The 16,880-nt window shown below is 66.5% G+C and carries 18 protein-coding genes; 5 read left to right on the top strand and 13 right to left on the bottom strand.

Annotated elements, in window-relative coordinates; translation table 11 throughout:
* Positions 1–2 precede the first annotated feature (2 nt).
* Complete coding sequence (locus FOC84_RS20755; RefSeq protein ID WP_173146089.1) at positions 3–1,124, bottom strand: ABC transporter substrate-binding protein; 1,122 nt, start codon at positions 1,122–1,124, stop codon at positions 3–5.
* Positions 1,125–1,234: 110 nt separating this feature from the next.
* Between FOC84_RS20755 and FOC84_RS20750 the strand changes: the two genes are divergently transcribed.
* Positions 1,235–2,191, top strand: coding sequence for a LysR family transcriptional regulator (locus FOC84_RS20750; protein WP_173146088.1), 957 nt, complete (start codon positions 1,235–1,237; stop codon positions 2,189–2,191).
* 14 nt (positions 2,192–2,205) lie between these two features.
* Here FOC84_RS20750 and FOC84_RS20745 read toward each other — a convergent pair whose 3' ends face one another.
* The 7 genes from FOC84_RS20745 to FOC84_RS20715 all read right to left on the bottom strand — a co-directional run bounded on the left by FOC84_RS20745 (position 2,206) and on the right by FOC84_RS20715 (position 9,420).
* Complete coding sequence (locus FOC84_RS20745; protein ID WP_173146087.1) at positions 2,206–3,765, bottom strand: acetolactate synthase large subunit; 1,560 nt, start codon at positions 3,763–3,765, stop codon at positions 2,206–2,208.
* Between the two features lie 159 nt (positions 3,766–3,924).
* Positions 3,925–4,677: an amino acid ABC transporter ATP-binding protein gene (locus FOC84_RS20740; RefSeq protein WP_173150308.1), complete on the bottom strand. Its 753-nt coding sequence runs from the start codon at positions 4,675–4,677 to the stop codon at positions 3,925–3,927.
* Positions 4,678–4,681: 4 nt separating this feature from the next.
* On the bottom strand, positions 4,682–5,374 hold the full coding sequence (locus tag FOC84_RS20735; protein WP_173146086.1) for an amino acid ABC transporter permease: 693 nt from the start codon (positions 5,372–5,374) through the stop codon (positions 4,682–4,684).
* A gap of 30 nt (positions 5,375–5,404) precedes the next feature.
* A complete protein-coding gene (locus tag FOC84_RS20730; RefSeq protein ID WP_173146085.1) occupies positions 5,405–6,193 on the bottom strand; it encodes an ABC transporter substrate-binding protein in 789 nt (262 codons plus the stop codon).
* 41 nt (positions 6,194–6,234) lie between these two features.
* Complete coding sequence (locus tag FOC84_RS20725) at positions 6,235–7,143, bottom strand: arginase family protein (protein ID WP_173150306.1); 909 nt, start codon at positions 7,141–7,143, stop codon at positions 6,235–6,237.
* A 264-nt stretch (positions 7,144–7,407) separates the two neighbouring features.
* Complete coding sequence (locus FOC84_RS20720) at positions 7,408–8,274, bottom strand: IclR family transcriptional regulator (RefSeq protein ID WP_173146084.1); 867 nt, start codon at positions 8,272–8,274, stop codon at positions 7,408–7,410.
* 123 nt (positions 8,275–8,397) lie between these two features.
* Positions 8,398–9,420: an amino acid ABC transporter substrate-binding protein gene (locus FOC84_RS20715; protein WP_173146083.1), complete on the bottom strand. Its 1,023-nt coding sequence runs from the start codon at positions 9,418–9,420 to the stop codon at positions 8,398–8,400.
* A gap of 335 nt (positions 9,421–9,755) precedes the next feature.
* Here FOC84_RS20715 and FOC84_RS20710 point away from each other — a divergent pair, with 335 nt between their 5' ends.
* The 4 genes from FOC84_RS20710 to FOC84_RS20695 are packed head-to-tail and all read left to right on the top strand — an operon-like array spanning position 9,756 to position 12,946.
* Complete coding sequence (locus FOC84_RS20710) at positions 9,756–10,754, top strand: Bug family tripartite tricarboxylate transporter substrate binding protein (RefSeq protein ID WP_173146082.1); 999 nt, start codon at positions 9,756–9,758, stop codon at positions 10,752–10,754.
* 15 nt (positions 10,755–10,769) lie between these two features.
* A complete protein-coding gene (locus tag FOC84_RS20705; protein WP_173146081.1) occupies positions 10,770–11,450 on the top strand; it encodes a 3-oxoacid CoA-transferase subunit A in 681 nt (226 codons plus the stop codon).
* Positions 11,451–11,477: 27 nt separating this feature from the next.
* Positions 11,478–12,119 (top strand): 3-oxoacid CoA-transferase subunit B, encoded by a 642-nt coding sequence (locus FOC84_RS20700; RefSeq protein ID WP_173146080.1) that lies wholly within the window; start codon positions 11,478–11,480, stop codon positions 12,117–12,119.
* Positions 12,119–12,946, top strand: a complete 828-nt coding sequence (locus FOC84_RS20695; protein ID WP_173146079.1) for an IclR family transcriptional regulator domain-containing protein — start codon at positions 12,119–12,121, stop codon at positions 12,944–12,946. The genes FOC84_RS20700 and FOC84_RS20695 overlap by 1 nt, the downstream gene beginning before the upstream one ends.
* A gap of 10 nt (positions 12,947–12,956) precedes the next feature.
* Here FOC84_RS20695 and FOC84_RS20690 read toward each other — a convergent pair whose 3' ends face one another.
* From FOC84_RS20690 to FOC84_RS20670, 5 genes are all read right to left on the bottom strand, one after another.
* Complete coding sequence (locus tag FOC84_RS20690) at positions 12,957–14,009, bottom strand: L-threonylcarbamoyladenylate synthase (RefSeq protein WP_173146078.1); 1,053 nt, start codon at positions 14,007–14,009, stop codon at positions 12,957–12,959.
* A gap of 12 nt (positions 14,010–14,021) precedes the next feature.
* Complete coding sequence (locus FOC84_RS20685; RefSeq protein WP_173146077.1) at positions 14,022–15,212, bottom strand: 5-(carboxyamino)imidazole ribonucleotide synthase; 1,191 nt, start codon at positions 15,210–15,212, stop codon at positions 14,022–14,024.
* Between the two features lie 5 nt (positions 15,213–15,217).
* Positions 15,218–15,739 (bottom strand): 5-(carboxyamino)imidazole ribonucleotide mutase, encoded by a 522-nt coding sequence (gene purE / locus FOC84_RS20680; protein WP_173146076.1) that lies wholly within the window; start codon positions 15,737–15,739, stop codon positions 15,218–15,220.
* Between the two features lie 104 nt (positions 15,740–15,843).
* Positions 15,844–16,416: a disulfide bond formation protein B gene (locus FOC84_RS20675; protein WP_173146075.1), complete on the bottom strand. Its 573-nt coding sequence runs from the start codon at positions 16,414–16,416 to the stop codon at positions 15,844–15,846.
* Between the two features lie 10 nt (positions 16,417–16,426).
* Positions 16,427–16,585 (bottom strand): DUF5993 family protein, encoded by a 159-nt coding sequence (locus FOC84_RS20670; RefSeq protein WP_013395673.1) that lies wholly within the window; start codon positions 16,583–16,585, stop codon positions 16,427–16,429.
* Between the last annotated feature and the right edge of the window lie 295 nt (positions 16,586–16,880).

The raw sequence follows: 16,880 nt of genomic DNA, 5'->3' as shown, positions 1-16,880 counted from the left end.
GCTCAGCCCGTGATCACTTTGACGTATTCGTTGTAGATGCGGTCCTGGTTCTCGCCATGCCAGGTCGCATCCGCCACGAGCTGCAGACGGAAATTGTCGTCGTCAGTGGGATTGTCCTTGCGCAGTTCCGGCGGCACCAACGCGTTGGCGGCGGGGTTCGCCGGACCATTGCCCATCAGCCGCAACAGTTCTATCTGGCTCTCCGGCGATTGCGTCGCGGCGATGAAGTCGAACACCTTGCGCCCGGCCGGATTGCCTTTGGGCACCAGCCAGCCTGCCGGAATCAGGATGCCCTGGTTCCAGGTGAAATCGATGGTCGAGCCGGGCTCCCGCCGCATCACGGTCGCGCGGGTATGCCACACCAACCCCATGCTGGCTTCGCCTTGCCGGAGCAACTGCTGGCTCTCGGCCCCCGTCTTCCAGAAGATCGCGTGCTCCTTGATCGCGGCGATCTTGTCCAGCGCGCGCTTCTCGTCGATCGGATAGATCCTGGCCGCATCCGCGGGCACGCCATCCGCCATCAGCGCGGCCTCGAGCGAGGCCAGTACGCGATCCGGCAGGATGCGCGTTCCAGGGAAATCCCTCGTGTTCCAGAAATCGGCCCAGGTTCGGGGCACGCGATCGCCAAAGGCCTTCTTGTCATACGCCAGCACAAAGCTGTAGATGAAATGCGAGACCCCGTATTCGCTGCTAAAGCCGGGCCGCACCTTGCCGCGATCCACGATCGAGTAGTCGATGGGCTCAAGATAGCCGCGCTTGCCTAGCGAATGCGCCGCGGCCAGATTGGCATCGCACACGTCCCACACCACGTTCTTCGATTCCACCATGGTGCGGATCTTGCCGAACGACGGTCCGGTCCCATCGAATTCGACCTTGGTCCCGGTCGCCTTTTCAAAGGGCTTGCCCCACACGGTGGGCTGGTGCTTGATAGCGTCCCCGCCCCAATTGCAGACGACGATCTTGCCCGCATCGGCGTGCGCGCGGCCCAGCGGCAACATGGCCGATACGCCAGCGGCGCCCAGCAGCGCCAGCAATTGGCGGCGGCGCGCGGAGTCCAGCGAGGGATCGCTTAGCGCGAGGCGCGCGGCATCGGTCAGGCAAGGGTCTTGCGAAGGCGTCTTCATCGGCTTGCTCCTGATTCAGCTTGGGGGAGCGGGCATGATGACGGCGCCATTTCTTTCATGCAATATATGAGCTTTGCACCTATCCGTACTTCCCCTAGGCCCTCTTGCTCATGAGCCCTCGCTCGCATCTTGGACTGGCCCGATCCCACGAACCGCGCGAACCCAGCTTCGCGCAGTTGGGGGTATTCAACGCCATCATGATTTCGGGCTCCGTGTCGCGCGCGGCCAAGCTGCTGGGCATGACACAGTCCGCTGCGAGCAAGATGCTGCGCCAGCTCGAGGACGACACCGGCCTGCTGCTCTTCGAACGCGCGCACCAGCGTCTGGTGCCGACGCCGCAAGCGCTGCGGCTGCAGGAAAGCGTGGAACATCTCTACGGGTCCTACGGCGTGGTACAGCGTCTGATCGGCAGCCTCGCCAATCCGGACCACGGCAACGTCACCGTGGCCGCCATACCCACGCAGGCAGCGACCTTCATTCCCCAAGCCGTCAAACGCTTACGCGAACGCCAGCCCGGCATCACCGTCACGTTGGAAATTCTGGCCAACCAGCCTGTCGTCGACCGCGTGCTGAACGGACAGGCGGATTTCGGGCTGGTGCACGACATTACCGCCTCGCCCGACACGCGCAACGAGGATCTCGGTCCGCAGCACCTGGTCTGCGTCGCCGCCCGCGGCCACCGCTACGCCAGCCTGGATCACGTCACGGCGCAGGATTTGAAATCCGAGACCTTCCTGTCGTATGGTCCCCAAACGAATTTTGGCAGCTTCCTGGAGATCGCGTTCTCCGAGGCGGGCTTGCACATGCCCGTGGCGGTCGAGGTTACCTCCTCGGCGGCGCTACTGGCGCTGATACGCGCCGGCGTGGGCGTGGGCCTGGTTGAGCCCGCAGCCATCGTGCCTTTTCCCGAAGAACAGTTCGTCGTCCGACCGTTCCGTCCCAGCCTGCTGATCCACTCGCGCATCGTGCGCTCGCGCATACGGCCGCTGACACGGCACGCCGAGCTGCTGCTCGACGAGTACCGCGCCGTCGTCACCGCGCCCCAGCCCGGCTTTTTCCTGGGCTGAGGCGCAAGAACGGCTCAGATCACCGCTTCGATCAGGAACGGGCCGCGGCGCTTCAGACCTTCCTGCAGCGCGCGCGCGAAGCCTTCCACCGTGTCCACGCTGACCGCTTCCACACCCATGCCGCGTGCCAGATGCGTCCATTCCAAATGCGGCTCCTGCAGGTCCAGCATGCGGCGGGCGTTGCGGCCCGGCTCCTGTACGCCCACGTTCTTCATTTCGCCGTGCAGCGTGGCGTAGGAACGATTGGCCAGGATCACCGTCAGGCAATCCAGGTTCTCGCGCGCCTGCGTCCACAGCGCCTGCAAGGTGTACATGCCGCTGCCGTCGGCCTGCAAGGTAACGACCTTGCGGTCCGGGCAGGCGACCGCGGCGCCAGTCGCCATGGGCAGGCCGATGCCGATGGCACCTCCGGTCAGCATCAGCCAATCGTGCGGCGCGCTGCTGACGCTATAGATGGGAAATTCGCGGCCCTGGGTGATGGACTCATCGCAGACGATGGCCTGCTCCGGCAGATGATGCGCAACCAGGATATTGACGGCGGCGCCGGTCAGCTTGCCGGACTGCGGCACCTCGTAGCTGGCGGGGGCCGCGGTCAATCGCGGCGCGTCCTTTGCAATGCCCAGCTCGTCGGCCAGCCACTCCAGCGCATGCGCCAGGTCCTGTTCGGGCGTGCCCAGCACCACCTGCTTGCAGTCGGGCGGCGCCAGCAGGCTGGGCTTGCCGGGATAGGCGAAGAAGCCGACCGGCGCTTTCGCGCCCACCAGCACCAGATGGCGCACGTCCTTCAGCTTGGCCACCGCCAGGTCGATCGGATACGGCAGGCGGTCCACCGGCGTGCGCGAGCCGCCGCGCTCGATGCGGCGGTTGGAGGTTTCCGATACCAGGCGCACGCCGGTGGCGCGCGCGATGCGGCCAGCGGCGCTCAGCGCGCGCTCGCGCAGCGCGGAACCGCCCAGCATCAGCGTCGTGACTTCGCCCGAGCGGATCGCGGCGGCCGCCGCGCGCACCGCCTCGGCCGAGGTCTGGGCCAGGGCCTCGCTCTTGGCCAGCACCGGCGCGCCGGCGTTGTCCGGCAGGTCCGTCCAGGCCGCGTCGGCCGGCAGGATCAGCGTGGCGATGTTGCCCGGCGAGCGGCGCGCCACGCCCACGGCCTCGGCCGCGTCGGCGGACAGGTCGGCGGCCTTCGTGGTGCGCTTGACCCAGTGCGACATCGGGCGCGCGACGCCCTCGACGTCGCTGGTCAGCGGCGCGTCGTACTGGACGTGATAGGTGGCGTGGTCGCCCACCACGTTGACCATGGGCGTGCGGGCGCGCTTGGCGTTGTGCAAATTGGCCAGGCCGTTGCCCAACCCTGGACCCAGGTGCAGCAAGGTGGCGGCAGGCTTGTCGGCCATGCGCGCATAACCGTCGGCAGCGCCCGTCACCACGCCTTCGAACAGGCCCAGCACGCAACGCATCTTCGGCTTGCGATCCAGTGCCGCGACAAAGTGCATTTCGGATGTGCCGGGGTTTGCAAAGCAAACATCCACGTCGTTGGCCAGCAAGGTATCGCAAAGACTATCAGCGCCGTTCATCGTTTTTCCCTGATCGTTTTCCATGGGCGGTGCATGGGCGCATGCGCGCCCGCGTGACATGCATGATAGGTAGCGTAGCCGAAACCGGCTAGAGCCATTTCAGGCCGTCGTCATGGAACCATTCCGCTGGTTCCGCCAAACGGAATTTGAAAGGCCCGGTCAACCCAATATCTGCCCCAGGAAGGCCTGCGCGCGTTCGGTGCGCGGCGCGCGGAAGAAATTGTCCGGCGTATCGGCCTCGACGATGGCGCCCTGGTCCATGAAGACCACGCGGTCGCCGACCTCGCGCGCGAAACCCATTTCGTGGGTCACGCAGACCATGGTCATGCCGTCGCGCGCCAGCGCCACCATGGTGTCCAGCACTTCCTTGACCATTTCGGGGTCCAGCGCGGACGTGGGCTCGTCAAACAGCATGATCTTGGGCCGCATGCACAGGGCGCGCGCGATCGCCACGCGCTGCTTCTGGCCGCCGGACAGCTGGCCCGGATACTTGGACGCGTGCTGCGGGATCTTGACGCGTTCCAGGTATTCCATGGCGCGGGCTTCGGCTTCCTCGCGCGGAACGCCCTTCACCAGCATCGGCGCCAACGTGCAGTTGTCCAGCACCGTCAGGTGCGGGAACAGGTTGAAATGCTGGAACACCATGCCGACCTCGGCGCGGATGCGCTCGATGTTCTTCAGGTCGTCGTTCAGTTCGATGCCGTCGACCACGATGCGGCCTTTCTGGTGTTCCTCAAGCCGGTTCAAAAGCCGGATGGTGGTGGACTTGCCGGAGCCGGACGGCCCGCACAGGATCAGTTTCTCGCCCGGCAGCACCTCCAGCGCCAGGTCGTCGAGCACCTGGAAGTCACCATACCATTTGCATACGCCCTGCATCGTGATGATAGGGGCGGCGTAGTTCAATCCATCCATCGCATCAGGCCTTCGAAATGTCATGGTTTTCGCCCGCCCCGCTCCAGTAACCCGGCACGGTCAGGCGTTTTTCGGAACGGCGGAACACGTAGGCCAGCACGCTGCACATGGCGAAGTAGATGACGCCCACCATGGTGTAGACGGTCAGCGCCTGGAAGGTGGCGCCCGCCAGCATTTCGCCCGCGCGCATCAGCTCGTAGACGCTGATGACGGCCACCAGCGAGGTTTCCTTGATCAGCACCAGCGCGTAGTTGCCCAGCGCCGGAAACACGGTGCGCAGCGCCTGTGGCAAGACGATGCGGCGCAGCCGCTGCACCTTGCCCAGACCCAGCGCGCGCGCCGCCTCGTACTGTCCGCTGTCCACCGACTGGATGCCGCTGCGGAACAGCTCCGCCAGATAGGCGCCGAAATTCAGCGTCAGGCCCAGCACGCCGGCGACGAAGCCGTTGATGACCACGCCCATTTCAGGCAGGCCGTAATAGATGTAGAACAGCTGCAACAGCAGCGGCGTGCCGCGTATCACGTCGATATAAAGACGCGCGCCGCGGCTGAGCAGCCGCGACGGCGACAGGCGGCACAGACAGACGACCAGGCCCAGGGCCACCGCCAGGAATGCCGAAGAAAAAAACAGCGCCAGGGTCCAGACCGTGCCCTCGGCCAAGGGGGTCAGGTACATGCGCAGGGTCGCGAGATCCAAGTCGTGCTCCTTATCCGTGCCGGTGCGGCGTTACTTGCTCATCAGGTCGGCCACGCCCCACTTCTGCCCGATGGCGGCGAGTTCGCCGCTCTGCTTCATCTGCGCCAGCGCGCCGTTGACCGCATCCAGCAATGCGGCGTTGCCCTTCTGCACCGCCATGCCCACCTGCCACTTGCGCTGCGGCTGGTAGCCGGTATCGAGCTTCACGCCCGGGATGTTCTTGGTCTTGATCTGGTAGATGATGCTGGGCGGATCCACGATGCCCAGGTCGATGCGGCCCGCGCGCACGTCGGCCAGCAGCGTGGAATAGTCCTGGTACGTCGACACCTTGGTGCCAGGCATGTCCTTGATCATGTTGAACTGCACCGAGTCCACCAGCACGCCGACGCGCTGGCCCTTCATGTCTTCGAACTTGGCGTACTTCTTGTCAGCCTTGTCGCTGACCACGATGCCCTCGCCCCATTCGTAGACAGGCGCCGAAAAATCGATGGCGCGGGCGCGTTCCTCGGTGATGAAGAGCGGCGCCGACATGACGTCGGCGCGGCCCGAGGTCAGGGTGGGAATCAGGCCGGAGAACGGCACATCGGACAGCTTGTCCGACACCTTCAAGTGCTTGGCCACGGCCGCGGCCACGTCCACCATAATGCCCTCCAGCTGGTTCGACTTCGGGTTCTTGAAGCCGTGCGGCGGCGCGGACGCCGTGGTAACCACGTTCAGGCTCTGGTCCGCGCGGATCTCGTCCAGCGTGCGCGCCTGCGCGCCGGCGTGGACCAGCAGGCTGGCGGCAGCCAGGCCCAACAGGATGGATTTGAGTTTCATCGTTTTCCCCTTGAATGAAGTTATCGCGTGGCGCAGCCGGCTCAGGCCGGGCGCCCCTGCGGATACTGCTGCACCGCTACCGCCGCCAGCGCGCAGAATTCCTGCATGACGGTGGCGGCCAGGAAGGCCGTGGCCCCCTGCACGTCTTGCGGCGGCGACACAGTGTTCACGTCGAACGCCACGAAGTTCAGGCCCGCGAGTTGGCGCAGCAGCGCCAGCCCTTCCTTGGCCGAGAGCCCGCCCCACTCCGGCGTGCACACGCCCGGCGCGCAGGAGGGGTCGAAGATGTCCATGTCGAAGCACAGATACACCGGACGCTGGCCGATGCGCTGCTTGATCTGTTCCAGCGCGCCCTTCTGGTCCTGGTCGAAATCGTCGTAAGGCAGGATCGTGTAGCCGACCTCGCGCCCGAACTCCAGCACCCCCGGCATGAAAGAGCTGCCGCGCGTGCCGACGTGGAAACTGGAGGCCACGTCCAGCAGCCCCTCTTCGGCGGCGCGCGTAAACGTGGTGGCCGTGTTGTAGCCAGGGATGGGATAGGTGTCGGTATGCGAATCGAAATGCAGCACCACGAAATCCGGATGGCGGCGCGCCACGGCGCGCAGCTGCGGCAGCGTGACCGCGCCGTCGCCCCCCATGGAAATCGGAATGGCGCCCGAATCCAGGATGGCGCCGATGCCGGCCTCGATCAGCGGATAGGAGGCGTCCGGATCGCCCGGATGGCAGGCCACGTTGCCCACGTCGACGGCGCGCAGGAATTCACGCGGGTTGTCGATGCCATTGCGCCGGAAGATGTCGACCGGCCGCAGCAGCCTGGACTGCTCGCGGATCGCGTCCGGCCCCTGGCGCGAACCCACCCGGAACGGATGCGTGCCGCAATCGAAGGGGATGCCGACCACGCAGGCGCGCGCCGCCCCCGTGCCGGCGGCGCGTACGGAAGGCAGGCCCATGAACCCGGCGACGGGATGAAAACAGACTTCGGCTGGCTGCTGCACAACTCGGCTCCTGTGTGACGACCCGCTGCCATGGACAAGATCGGGATCACTATTTAGATTCAATCAAATCGCTGTACGATATGATCGTGTCGAAATAAGAGTAGCGCGCGTACAAGCATCCAGCCAATTAGGGAGTTTCCCCTAATCGGTAGTTTTATATCCGACTAAATTAATAGGAATAAAAGGCGCGAGGGCGCTCGCGCCCGGCCCGCCGCGGAATCAGGCCTCGTCGCCCGCGAACGGCATCGCGTCGCGCAGGGCGCCACCGGGCGGCTCCATTTCATAGAAGGGGCGCGACCGCCCCAGCGTGCGCGACGCGCTGATGGCGTGCGCCGTTTCCACCACTTGCGGCCCGAACACCGCCTGCGCCTGCTCGAACGACCAACGGCTGGACGGCACCGACACGTTGACCGCCCCCGCCGGCGTGCCGCCGGCATCCAGCACCGCGGCGCTGACTGTGATGTCACCCGGATAGAACTCGCCGTTGGAGCGCGCATAGCCTTGGCGGCGGGCGAACTCCAGTTCGGCGAGCAGCGCATCCATGTCGGTGATCGTGGCGGCGGTGTAGGACTTGCGGTCGCAGCGTTCCAACAGGCCACGCGCCACCGCCGGATCCAACCTGGCCAGCACCGCCCGGCCCGCCGCCGTGCAGTACAGCGGCAAGCGCATGCCCACCGGCATGTTCACGAACATTTCCTTGTGAGTGGCAAAGCGCGCCACATAGACCATGTCCAAGCCGTCGGGCTCGGCCAGGCTGCAGGTTTCCTGACTGTTGCGGTTGAGCGTGTGCAGGAAGGGATTGCCGCCCAGCACCAGCGGGCTGGTCTGCACGTACTTCATGCCCAGCTCCAGCGACCAGGGGCCCAGCGAAAACTTCTTGCTCACGGGATCCTTGCGCAGATAGCCCAGGGTCCACAGCGTGTGGGTGAAGCGCTGCACCGCACTCTTGCTCAGTCCTGTCGCTTCCGCCAGTTCCGGCAAGGTCATGGCGGGCTGGCCCTCGCTGAAGGCCCGCAGGACGGAGACGCCGCGTGCCAGCGCGGCAATGAACAATGGGGAATCCTCGGCGTTTCGGGTCTGCGTCATGGCGCGTGGTGGGGCGTCCGGTGGAAAGCGCATAGCGTACCGCATTACGGTTCATGCGTATCGCGTGGCGATGTCGCAAAAAAAACGGCCCGGATTACCGGGCCGTCTTGACGGGCACGAACCTCAGCGGATCGGCCAGGGATACATGGCGCCGCCGTTGTTCCACAGCGCGTTGGTGCCGCGTTGCAGGCCGAGCTTGCTGTCCTTGCCGACGTTGCGCTCGAACACTTCGCTGTAGTTGCCCACCGCCTTGATGGCGTTGTAGGCCCATTTTTCATCCAGCCCCATGTTCTTGCCCGCCCCCGGCGTCACGCCCAGGATGCGCAAGACGTTGGGGTTCTTGCTCTTCAACATTTCGTCCACGTTCTTCTGCGTGATGCCGTATTCCTCGGCTTCCAGCAGCGCGAACAGCGTCCAGCGCACGATGCCCAGCCAGTTCTCGTCGCCCTGGCGCACCATGGGGCCCAGCGGCTCCTTGGAGAAGCGCTCCGGCAGGATCTCGTAGTCGTCCGGCTTGGCGACCTGGGTGGCGCGCACCGCGGCCAGTTGCGAGGAGTCGTCGGTAAAGGCATCGCAGCGGCCCGACTCGAAGGCGCGCACGACTTCGGTCACCTTGTCAATCACCACCGGCTTGAACTCGATGTTGTTGGTGCGGAACCAGTCGGCCAGGTTGAGTTCGGTGGTGGTGCCCGGCTGCACGCAGACCGTGGCGCCGTTGAGTTCCTTGGCGCTTTTGACGCCCAGCTTCTTGTTCACCAGGATGCCCTGGCCATCATAGAAACTGGCGGCCACGGCGGCCAACCCCAGCGAGGTGTCGCGGGTCTGCGTCAGCGTGACGGTGCGCAGCAGCACGTCCACTTCGCCCGATTGCAGCGCGGTGAAGCGTTGCTGCGTGGACAGCGGCGTACCCTTGAATTTGGTCGGATCACCGAACACCGCCGCGGCGACCGCGCGGCAGATGTCCACGTCCATGCCTTCCCATTCGCCCTTGCTGTCAGTCGCCGAAAAACCGGATACGCCGTCGGTCAGACCGCACTGCACAAATCCTTTTTTCTTCACGGCGTCGAGGGTGGGCCCCGCCACCGCCGCCTGGGACGCGCAAGCCAGGGCAATGGCGCTGGCTGCAAACAAGATGGACCGCTTCATGATCACTTCTCCTGAGAGGGATGCCCGCGCCAGCTTGTAAGCCGGCCGCGGTTGAAACCAAGCCCTGCTTTACTGGGCCGGCCGCCAGATTAAGCCATGTCCACGGCGTGAACAACGCGGCGCTTCCTAGAGGAAACCCGAAGGGAAAGGCGGCTTCCCAGGCGATTGCCGCGCTGTCCGGTGAACGAACTTTATCCGCCCACCGGCCGGCGATGACGGCTTGCCTTGCGTGCCATACTTTTTTCGCATTCCGGGCCTGCCGCTGCCGGAGTCGCAATCTCTCAAAAAAAACGGCTGCGCTTCCGTACCGGCCAATTCATGGAGGAGACCAACCCATGACGCATGCAAGCCCCTTGCAGTCCCGCCGCAGCACCCTCAAAACCCTGCTCTGCGCAACCTTGGCGGCAACCGGCCTGGCCGCCGGCGCCGCCCACGCGGCAGATGCCTGGCCCAGCAAGCCCATCAAGATCATCGTGCCGTACACCCCGGGGGGGTCGACCGACATCGTCACCCGCATCGTGATGGACAAGCTCGGAACGCGCCTGAAGCAAAGCATCATCATCGAGAACCGTCCCGGCGCCAACAGCAGCGTCGGCTCGGCCATCGCGGCCAAGGCGGAGCCGGACGGCTACACTTTTCTATCGATACTTCCGGCCTACATCATCAATTTCCATCTGTACAAGCTGGGCTACAAACCCGCCGACCTGACCCCCGTGGTGCAGATGGCCGACCTGCCGCTGTTCCTGTTCGTGGCCGAGGAAATCCCGGTGAAAACGGTGGCCGAACTGGTCGCCTACGCGCGCAAGAATCCGGACAAGCTCACCTATGCCTCCAGCGGCAACGGCTCCAGCGCGCACCTGACCGGCGCCGACTTCGCGCTGCAAAGCAAGATCACGATGACGCACGTGGCCTACAAGGGCAGCGCCCCCATTCTGGCCGACCTGCTGGGCGGCCGGGTCTCCATGGTGTTCGACCCCATCCTGGTGCCCATGCAGTACGTGAAGCAGAACCGGCTGAAGGCGCTGGCGTTCACCGGCAAGGAACGCTGGCCGACCGAGCCCTCGATCCCCACCATGGAAGAAGCCGGCCTGCCCGGCTTCGTCACCGGCTCCTGGGCCGGACTGATGGCGCCAGCCGGCACGCCCGCGCCGGTCATAGACCGCATGGCGCGCGAGATCAGCGAAATCGTCAAGGAACCCGACGTCAGGCAGAAATTCCTGGACGCGGGCTTCCTGCCGGCCAGCGGCACCACCGCGCAATTCGCGACGCTGATGAAGACGGACTCGGCGCGCTACGCCGAGATCATCAAGCAGGCCCGCATCAGCGTGGACTGAACGCGGAGCCCCGCCATGATCGACAAGTTCTATGACACGCCCGAAACCGCCGTTGCGGACATACACGACGGCGCCACCGTGCTGATCAGCGGCTTCGGCGGCGCCGGCATGCCCACGGAACTGATCCACGCGCTGATCGCACAGGGCGCGCGCGAACTTACCGTGGTCAGCAACAACGCCGGCAACCACGAAACCGGCCTGGCCGCGTTGATCAAGGCCGGGCGCGTGCGCAAGGTGATCTGCTCGTTTCCGAAGGCCTCGCACTCCTGGGTCTTCGACGAGTTCTACCGCCAGGGCCGCATCGAACTGGAATGCGTGCCGCAAGGCACCATCGCCGAGCGCCTGCGGGCGGCGGGGGCCGGCCTGGGCGGGTTCTATACGCCCACGGCCTACGGCACCGAACTGGCGCGCGGAAAGGAAACGCGCATGATCGACGGCCGCGGCCACGTCTTCGAACATCCCTTGCACGGCGACTTCGCGCTGGTGAAAGCCGACCTGGCCGATCGCTGGGGCAACCTCACCTACAACAAGAGCGCGCGCAACTTCGGACCCGTCATGTGCATGGCGGCCAAGACCGCCATCGTGCAGGTGCGCGCCAAGGTCGCGCTGGGCGAACTGTCGCCCGAGGCCGTGGTGACGCCGGGCATCTTCGTCAAGCGCGTCACCCAGGTCGCCAACGCCGCCTTTTCCAGCTAGGGCTGGCCGAACCCCAAAGGAATCCGCATGTTCCAACCCCTGACCCGCGAGGCCATGGCGCGCCGCCTCGCCCGGGACATCCCCGACGGCAGCTATGTCAACCTGGGCATCGGCATGCCGGTACTGGTGGCCGCGCACCTGCCTGCCGACCGCGAGATCGTGCTGCACAGTGAAAACGGCATCCTCGGCATGGGCCCGCCGCCCGCCGAGGCCGACATCAACCTGGACCTGATCAACGCCGGCAAGCAGCCCGTGACCCTGCTCGAAGGCGGCGCGTACTTCCATCACGCGGATTCATTCGCGATGATGCGCGGCGGCCATCTGGACATCTGCGTCATGGGCGGCATGCAGGTCGCCGCCAACGGCGACCTGGCCAACTGGTCGCTGGCCAAGCCGGGAGAAGCGCCGGCCGTGGGCGGCGCGATGGACCTGGCGGTGGGCGCGCGCAGCGTCTATATCATGATGGAGCACAACAGCAAGAATGGCGACCCCAAGATCGTCGAGCGCTGCACCTATCCGCTGACGGGCGCCGGCGTGGTGGACCGCATCTATACCGACCTGGCCGTCATCGAGGTCACGCCAGACGGGCTGCTGGTTCGGGATATGATCGACGGCATGACTCTCTCAGCCCTACAGGCGCGCACTGGCGCGCCACTGCGCGCAGCCTGATGCGGCCCAATCTTCCCCCGCCCGGCTATGCCGCGCCGCTCGCGGCGGAAGATCATCCCGACCAGCTGCGCGGCGATCCGGACTACATGCTGACGCTGGCGCGCGGCCTGCATGTGATCCGCGCCTTCGGCACGCGCCGCCATCCGCAAACCGCGGCCGAACTGAGCCGCCGCGCCGGCCTGCCGCGCGCCGTGGTGCAACGCTGCCTGCACACGCTGATCCTGCTGGGCATCGCCGAGCAGCAAGGCAGGCTCTATGTGCTGACGCCGCGCATCCTGGGCCTGGGCTATGCCTATTTTTCGTCCACGCCCTTCGTCTCGCTGGCGCAGCCGGTGCTGGAAGAACTGAGCGCCACGATCAACGAGACCTGCGCGCTGGCCATCATGGAAGGCCACGAAATGCTATACCTGGCGCGCTCCGAGGTCACCCGCCTGCTGGCGACCTCGATGGGGCTGGGCAGCCGGCTGCCGGCCTATTGCACCTCCATCGGCCGGGTGCTGCTGGCGCAGTTGCCGGAACCGGCGCTGGCCCGCTACTTCGCCGCGACGGAGCTGCAGCCGTACACGGAATTCACGGTCATCTCCGAAGACGGACTGCGCGCGGAACTCGCGCGCATCCGCGAGCAGGACTATGCGGTCGTCGACCAGGAGCTGGAACTGAACGTGCGCGCCATCTCGGTGGCGGTGCGCTCGGCCAGCGGCAAGGCCTGCGGCGCCGTCAACGTCAGCGTCAAGGCGGCGCGGGTGCCGCTGAACCGGCTGACGGAGGACTTCCTGCCGCCGTTGCGGCAGGCGGTGGAGAGAATCGGAGAGTTCCTGGCGGCCTGAGCCGCGAGCCCTACAGGTCCGTCGTGTCCAGCGTGAAAGCGGCGGCGGCGCGGCCGATACGGTCGTTGACCGCGTGCCAGTCATCGGTGGCGGGCGGCGCCTGCACGATGATGCGGGCGTAGCCCTGCTGGTCCAGGTCGCGCAGCAGGCCATAGAGCGCCTGCGCATAGCGCGCCGGATCGGCGGGCACGGCCTGCCACTGCACCCGGACGTCGAGCGCATCGGGACGATCGCCGTAGGCGACCACCACGACCTTGCCTTCGGGCAGTCCCTGCCCCCGCACCACGTCCCGCAGACGCGCGTCCGAGGCCAGCTCCAGCGCCGTGCGCGGCGCGTAGTGCGCCTTCAGCGTGCCCGAAGCGCGCGGCGCGGCGGCGTCGGGCGCGAAGACCTGCACGCCCAGCACGGCTTCGATCTGCGCGGCGCTGATGTGGCCGGGACGCAGCAGCACGGGGCCGGCGCCACGGTCCAGGCGCGACAGGTCGAGGATGGTGGACTCGATGCCCACTTCCGAAGCGCCGCCTTCCAGCACCGGCATGCCGGCCGCGACTTCCTCGGGGAACTCGCTGCGCACGTGCTCGGCGCGCGTCGGCGACACCTGGCCGAACTTGTTGGCCGACGGCGCCGCGACGCCGCCCTGCCCGTTGGGCTTGCCCGCGGCAAAAGCCGCCAGCAGCGCCTGCGCCACCGGATGCGAGGGGCAGCGGATGCCGATGCTGTCCTGGCCGCCGCTGACCGTGTCGACGATGTGCGGCGCGCGCTTGAGGATCAGCGTGAGCGGACCGGGCCAGAAGGCATCGATCAGCAGGCGCGCCTCTTGCGGCACTTCCGCCGCCCAGTACGACAGGTCGCCTTGCGGCGCGATGTGCACGATGACGGGATGGTTGGAAGGCCGGCCCTTGGCGGCGTAGATCTTGGCGACCGCTTGTGGGTTCTCCGCGTCCGCACCCAGGCCGTAGACGGTCTCGGTGGGGAATGCGGCCAGCTCGCCGTCCAGCATGCGCTGCGCGGCCTGGGCGATCTCCGCGGCGTTGGCGGAAGCTGACGGGGGCAAGGAAGTCATGGCGTCCGCGCTTTACTCGGGAGCCTGCATGCCCAGCGCCGCCGCCACGCGGGCGGCGTCGTCGCGGGCCTGCTGCAAGGTGGGCGCCACGATCGTGATGTGGCCCATCTTGCGGCCGCGGCGCGCTTCGCGCTTGCCGTACAGGTGCAGCTTGGCGGTGGGCACGGCCAGCGCGGCGGCCCAATCGGGTTCGCGCTGCGTCGTGGCGCTGGCCGACGGATACCAGATGTCGCCCAGAATGTTCAGCATGACGGCGGGCGCCAGCAGATCGGATCCGCCCAGCGGCAGGCCGGCCATGGCGCGCGCCTGCTGCTCGAACTGGCTGGTCAGGCAGGCGTCCATGGTGTAGTGGCCGCTATTGTGCGGACGCGGCGCGATCTCGTTGACGATCAGGCTGCCATCCTTGAGCACGAAGAATTCCACGCACAGCACGCCATGGTAGCCCAGGCCCTGGGCGATGGCTTGCGCGGCCTGCGTGGCGCGCGCCTGGCGTTCGGCGTGGGCCGCGTCCTGCTGCACGGGCGCGGCGGTCGACACCGCCAGGATGCCGTCGCGGTGCACGTTGCGCGCCACCGGGAATACCACGCTCGCGCCGTCAAAACCGCGCGCCAGCACCACGGAGATTTCGTAATCCAACGGCATCAGCGCTTCCAGCACGCAGGCCACGCCGCCGAATTCGGCGAAGGCGGCCAGCGCTTCCTCGCGCGTGTCGATGCGGGCCTGGCCCTTGCCGTCGTAGCCCAGGCGGGCGACTTTCAGGATGCCGGGGAACAAGCCCTGAGGAGCCGCGCGCAGGTCGGCTTCGCTGCGGATGGCGGCGTGCGGCGCAACGGTAATGCCCTGCGCAGCGATGAAGGTCTTTTCGGCGATGCGGTCCTGCACGATGGCCACGGCGTCGGCCGCCGGGCTGACGCGGCAGCGCGTGGCCAGCGTGCGCAGGCTGGCCGCGGGCACGTTCTCGAATTCGGTGGTGACGGCCTGACAGGCATGGGCCAGGCGCTCGAGGCCGGCCTCGTCGTCATAGGCCGCCTGGATGTGCAGGTCAGCCACCATGCCCGCCGGGCATTCGGCGGCCGGATCCAGCACCGCGACCTTGTAGCCCAGGCTTTGGGCCGCGTGGCAGAACATGCGGCCCAGTTGGCCGCCGCCCAACAAGCCCAGCCAGCCGCCGGGGGCAATCATGAAAGCAGTCGATTGAGTCATTCTGATCAGGCCTCGGGCGGAACCTTCATGTCGCGCGCGGCTTGCGTCTGGCGGGCGCGGAACGCCACCAGCTTCTGGTGCAAGCCGGCATCCGTGCCCGCCAGGGTGGCGATCAGGTGCAGCGCCGCATTGGCGGCGCCGGCTTCGCCGATCGCGAACGTGGCCACCGGCACGCCCTTGGGCATCTGCACGATGGACAGCAGCGAATCCTCGCCGCGCAGGTACTTGGACGGCACCGGCACGCCGAACACCGGCACTTCGGTCAGCGCCGCCATCATGCCCGGCAGGTGCGCCGCGCCGCCGGCGCCGGCGATGATGCCGCGCAGGCCGCGCGCATGTGCAGCAGCGCCGTATTCAGCCATGTCCTGCGGCATGCGGTGCGCGGAAATCACGCGCGTCTCGTGGGGAACGCCGAAGTCCTCCAGCATGGTGACCGCGTGCTTCATGACCTCCCAATCGCTGGAAGAACCCATAATCACGCCCACCACGGGGGTGGCCTCTGCCGCTGCGGAAGTCTTGGCTGTCATAACCGGTGTCGTAGAGTTGAGACCGCGGCGCAAGGCCGCGGAAAGTCAAAGGACCGCGGACGGATGCCGCGAAACCCGGTATTTTACCCGGCGCCGGCGCACGGCTATGTGGCAGCGGCGGAATCCAGCCATTGATAGCTGGTCGGGTTGTCCGGGCAGGGCCCGAAACCGCACTCCAGCGTGGTGCTGCCCACATTGGCCAGCGCCACCAGAAAAAACAGGGCCATGACCAGCACGCCCAGCACCGACACGGGCTTGCGCAGCATGTTGTCGCCCCACTTGCGGTCGACCGTCAGCATCAGCGCGCTGAACATGATGATGGCGGTAAAGGCGATGAACGCCCAGGTGTAGAAGTGCAGGCCCAGCAGCGGCGAGCCGTAGCCCGGATCACCCGGCGCAATATGCAGCAGCACCTGCCGGCCCGCGGCCAGCATGCCGCCCAATGCAGCCGCGATGCTCATCGCATAGTGCATGGGCGACGGCCCCAGGCGCATGTTCAACAGAAAGCCCACCCCTGCGAGCAGCAGCGCCACGCGCTGCAACAGGCACAGCGGGCAAGGCAGTTCGTCATAGGCGATCTGCCAGAAGAAGGCCATGCCCAGGGCGCCGGTGATGCCCAGCAGCGCCAGGCCGTTCAGGATGCGCGAGCCGCGCGCGGGATTGCGGGAGAAGATCATCGCCCCGCCCTCAGAACGACAAGGCCAGCGGACTGGTCATGTGGTACTGGCACCAGGCGGCGAACAGCGCCAGCGTCAGCAGCCAGAAGGTCACGCAAGGGCGGCGCCTGCCTAGCATGCCGAACCACACTGCGATCAGGCCAGTCAGGAAGGGCAACATCATTACCATGCTGGGAGCTCCTTTCTGGGGAACGTCCCCATGCAAGCAGCCGAGAATTATAGCGTCACAATTCGCAATAAATCCTATCGAAAGCCCTGATAACCCTTGCAGGGCAAACGCTTTCGGGGGGCGGAGCGGCAGGGCTTCTAGCTTGCGGATGTCAGGGTTCTTTAGCCGCCGAGGCTGCCCTGCGCCATTCCGATGCTCGCCCCGGTGGGGCTGCGCTTCGGATGGCTCCGGGGTCCTCGGCTGGCAGTCGCCTAATGCGTTGGTTTTGGACCCCGTTCCTGGGCAGATGCCGTGA

It is taken from the genome of Achromobacter pestifer, from assembly GCF_013267355.1.
Taxonomy (GTDB): domain Bacteria; phylum Pseudomonadota; class Gammaproteobacteria; order Burkholderiales; family Burkholderiaceae_B; genus Achromobacter; species Achromobacter pestifer_A.
Note: the sequence above shows the minus strand (reverse complement) of the source record. Positions and strands in the feature narration are given on the sequence as shown.